This window comes from Pseudoalteromonas sp. BSi20439, assembly GCF_000241165.1.
GTDB lineage: Bacteria > Pseudomonadota > Gammaproteobacteria > Enterobacterales > Alteromonadaceae > Pseudoalteromonas.
On sequence record NZ_BADW01000182.1, the window covers coordinates 1 to 4,007 of the forward strand.

The 4,007-nt window shown below is 37.1% G+C and carries 4 protein-coding genes and 1 other annotated feature; of the genes, 1 reads left to right on the forward strand and 3 read right to left on the reverse strand.

Annotation, left to right across the window (positions count from 1 at the left end; all coding sequences use genetic code 11):
• Positions 1–14 precede the first annotated feature (14 nt).
• From P20439_RS14135 to P20439_RS14145, 3 genes are read right to left on the reverse strand one after another with little or no spacing between them, the layout of a single operon-like run.
• On the reverse strand, positions 15–479 hold the full coding sequence (locus P20439_RS14135; RefSeq protein WP_008113385.1) for a hypothetical protein: 465 nt from the start codon (positions 477–479) through the stop codon (positions 15–17).
• Positions 476–2,560, reverse strand: coding sequence for a hypothetical protein (locus P20439_RS14140; protein WP_008113384.1), 2,085 nt, complete (start codon positions 2,558–2,560; stop codon positions 476–478). The genes P20439_RS14135 and P20439_RS14140 overlap by 4 nt, the downstream gene beginning before the upstream one ends.
• The gene (locus tag P20439_RS14145) at positions 2,557–3,231 is read right to left on the reverse strand and encodes a hypothetical protein (protein WP_008467878.1); all 675 of its coding nucleotides are present in this window, start codon (positions 3,229–3,231) and stop codon (positions 2,557–2,559) included. The genes P20439_RS14140 and P20439_RS14145 overlap by 4 nt, the downstream gene beginning before the upstream one ends.
• A gap of 412 nt (positions 3,232–3,643) precedes the next feature.
• On the opposite strand from P20439_RS14145, the gene P20439_RS19205 reads away from it, so the two are divergent.
• Complete coding sequence (locus P20439_RS19205) at positions 3,644–3,964, forward strand: transposase (RefSeq protein ID WP_036934229.1); 321 nt, start codon at positions 3,644–3,646, stop codon at positions 3,962–3,964.
• Positions 3,922–4,007 (forward strand) — a sequence feature (AL1L pseudoknot). This feature is flagged as partial in the annotation. Its footprint overlaps the gene before it by 43 nt.

Below are 4,007 nucleotides of genomic sequence, written 5' to 3' on the forward strand. Positions count from 1 at the left end.
CTACTACATCTAATCTATTGTTTCGTTGAAACTAATTCAATAATTTCACCAGTAGACGTATCCACTCTTATTTCTGTATGTTGCCCTGAATGCTGAAGTTGATTTTGTAAATCGGCATTAATCAGTTTGAGCTTATCTATTTCTGCGTACATTTCACTCAACAACACTAATAACTTTGTATCTTTATTATCGATTTCCTTAGTGCCGATATTATTTTTTTGCTTTTCTTTAGCAAGCTTGCTTTTTAGTTCGGCTACCTTTGTTCTGAGTTGTTTTATTAAATTATCTTTATTTTTTTCTTCCCAAGTTAATTGAGCTTTTTCAATACTTTCTCGTAACTTTACCCATTTTTCTTCTTCTTTAGATAGATTCGCAATATTTCTTTTAGCTCTCGTTGCTACTGCATTTTTGGTTATCTTGCTGCCATCAGATTTCATCTCTTCAAAAGCACGTTTTATATCATCATATGCGCTACTCATGCTTGTTCTCCTTGGTTTGTATGCGCTTTGCCTTCATCTAATACATAGTCAGCTGCTGCTATATTATTTTTCCAGTGAATAGCAAATAGCTCGTAATCTTCTTGCTCTTCTGTGGTTGATGCTGCATATGCCTCTAGTTTCTGGGTCGCATCTTTTTTTATCACTTGCCAATTGACCTTGTGGCGTTTGGTAATGATTTTACTACCACAATACACACAGCCACTAGGGATTCCTGCTCCTTTTATCTTGCAAGCTTCTCCCGCAGTGCAGTACCCCGTAGGCAAGCCACGTATGTTTTTAATATTTTTGACGAGAAATTTTTTCAGTTCTTCAATTGAACTGAAATGGATCTGCTTAATCACAGTCGAATCTTTACTTTGACTATCAGTAATACCTATTATCAGATCTTTAGATGTTTTATTAATTTGCTCACCAGCACCACCTTTAAGTGATTGTGACTCGGCTTCATCTATTAACTCTTCTGCAACACGGTCAATTAAAATCTCATTAAACTCTTCAGTAGTTTTAATTAAAGTTGTTGAGGCCAAAAATGCTCTTCGAGTATAAACAAACGTCATTAGGCTGGTTAAATGTTTAAATTGATATCTAATATCATCAAGCTCACCTAATTTATTGGCAATGACAAAGTAGGCCAACGTATGTCGAAACATGTGAGCGGTTAATCTAAACGTATCGCCTTCTTCGTATGGGACACCTCTATTCTCTCCTCTAACTTCTTTGTAGTTAGATTCAAGGCGTTCAAGCTCTGCTATATCATCATCGTCTAGAGTTAAGTCAAAAAGCTCAATGTTTTCACTGTTTTTAACCTCAAATTTTGTGAATCGCCCAGCATCGCTAAAACTAACACTACAGCTACTATGTGAAACCCCGAAAAGACGGTTTCTTTCTAACCCTTCTTTCAAGTTGTGTGCTTGACTACTTGTTATATTGGCTCTGCATGAAGAAAGTACAGCTTTTGCCCTTTCTTGCATACCGAACACATATTTTTCGTAAATACCAACACACTCATGTACTTCAGCGTTTGAAAACCATTCCATCTCAACCTTACTGTTGTCGGTTTTGGTCATGATTGCCGTAATGTAATAAATATCATCTTTGTAATTGGCACAGCCAACCTTGCATGTAAGTACTTCGTTATATCTCATGCCTGTATAGGCCAAGATATTAATGTATGTGGCTAATTTTAAATCTTCTAATTCTTCGGATAATTGAATGAATTCCACTTCATCGGGTAAGTTTCTTACATGTTTTGCTATTAGCTCACCTGTACTAATTTTGGGCGGTGGTTCAACGGAGCCTTCATTTAAACTATCTATTAAGCGTGCATTTAATTCTAGCCATCGTTCTATCTTATCCTTAGAGTTTTCAACTATTTTTTCTGCAAACTTCAGAATTTTTTTCATTACTTTAGTAGGAATGACAGGGTGCGAATAAGTGACTGGTCTCGGATGGTGTAACTCGTTTAGTTGGTTAAGTACATCAATAAAAACACTACACACCTTAGGGCCAAAAAGACGAAAGCTGCGCTGCACGTCAAATAGTTTAGTAAATGAGTGTGATTGTCTGTAAATAGCTATTTTCCTGACTTCATATAAATAGTCTTTTATGAGATTCCTAATAACTAAGTCAGATTTGAACTCCAACTCATGAAATGAGTGATAACCTCTTTGTCTTAAGAAGGCTGCAAATAAATTTAGATACGTTACATCATTTTGAAGTGTAGAGATTTTTAGAGGTTTACCGCCTACAACATCACCATGTGTGAGTTTAATTAGTGAATAAATTCGAATTTGATATGCTAATTCATCAACACCTTTAAAATTCACATTTCTTTGCGTTTCTTCATAGCTTATCCAAGTGTCATCGCCAAAGTGAATAGTGCCATGTTTAGCAATATTCAATGCTCTGTTTTCCCACAAAGCAATCGAATTAAAAGCGCTAGTATCATCAACTTTAAAATCTTCTAACACCTGAACCAAAGGTTTTATAGTGATTTGACCTGTATGTGTTTTTACAACAGCGATATCAAGTAGTTTTGTTTTAGTTATCTCTTTGGTCATAGCAAACCTGTGTTTTTCCAATGAGGATGAATACCCTCTGTTCTCAATAGTTCTTTTCCATCAGTCACAGCTTGAGCATTAAGCTTGGCAATATCAGCTAATATTTCGTTAACCCTATTTTTCAACTGCTCTATGTTTTCCAGTTGCTCTGTTATAGAGTCAAATGTTGCGGCTGAGTTTTCCATATCAGCAACAACAAAATCCCGGTATGACAAAAGTTTCCAAACATGCAATGCGTCAGCAACACAGCGATAGAACGGACACCACAAGCATGCGTTAAAGTCGGCACATGCATGCTCGTTTGTATCTCGCTGGTCTAATAATTTCCTGTTTTGTGATTCGAATGCCACTACTGCGGATTTATCTTTTGAGTTAATGCATGTGCCATTCGGGACTTTTTTACCGTCTTCTGGTGGAGTCTGCAAAATGATTACTTTGTCGGTAACATCGCGAACAAAATAGTCTGCCATTGTTTTTGTCGCTCTGTTGATTGTCATTGCAACATCTTTGTTATCTTGCATTAAATAATGACGCAAGAACGTTTCATAAGAGTGCTTGCCAGCTTTTTGATACCACTTAAATTCTTTGGCAACTTTTCGGTAAATGTAGTTAAGCCCTGATTTTCTGATCTTTTGCGAATTAAATACGATATCACACCCAAGCTCAGTCAATATCCTATCTATAGTGGTCTTGAAACGTGATGCTGTTAATAATTGAATCTTTACTTCTCCAATACTATTTACTTTGGGAAAAACAAAAATTCTTTTTGATAGGTTCTCAATAGAAGGGCGGTAAATAGACGTAAGTTTAGTCGCAGCCTTAATATCAAATATTACTGGTTCGACAACGTCGCCGTATAAGACGCCTTCTTTTTCTAGATCTTCGGCTTTAATTTCAAATTTATGCCATTGTGTTTGATAATTAGCTCGGCGTTTAAATAAACGAAGAGCAGGAGTTTTACTTGAATGTAATGGCGTGTTAAAGAAAAATAAGTCGTCAGTATCAAGCTCTAGCGTAGGAGTTGAATTCCAACTGAATCGCCCCGTGTTTGCCAGAGACTCAATAACTTGAGAAACTGGAACTATGAAAAAATCAAATCGCTATACATCAGAATTTCGTGAACGTGCAATTAGGCTTGTTACCACACAACAGCATGAATACCCCTCTCTTTGGGCTGCGCTAGTATCGATTTCAGATAAACTGGGATGTACACCAGAAACACTTAGAGCATGGGTCAAGAAGTCTCAAGCTCAACCGTCTAAACCATCTTCTAACACTCAATCAACTGAAGAACGACTTGCCGCCTTAGAGCGCGAGAATAAAGAGCTCAAGCGAACGAATGATATCCTGAGGCAAGCTGCCGCTTTTTTCGCCCAAGCGGAGCTCGACCGCAAACAGAAGTAATAGTGGATTTTATTGATGCTTGCCGAGAGCATTACGGTGTCGA

Bases quoted from the DNA above. Each gene is read 5' to 3' on its own strand.
- P20439_RS14135 (WP_008113385.1), bottom strand. From the start codon at position 479: ATGAGTAGCGCATATGATGATATAAAACGTGCTTTTGAAGAGATGAAA.
- P20439_RS14140 (WP_008113384.1), bottom strand. From the start codon at position 2,560: ATGACCAAAGAGATAACTAAAACAAAACTACTTGATATCGCTGTTGTA.
- P20439_RS19205 (WP_036934229.1), top strand. From the start codon at position 3,644: ATGAAAAAATCAAATCGCTATACATCAGAATTTCGTGAACGTGCAATT.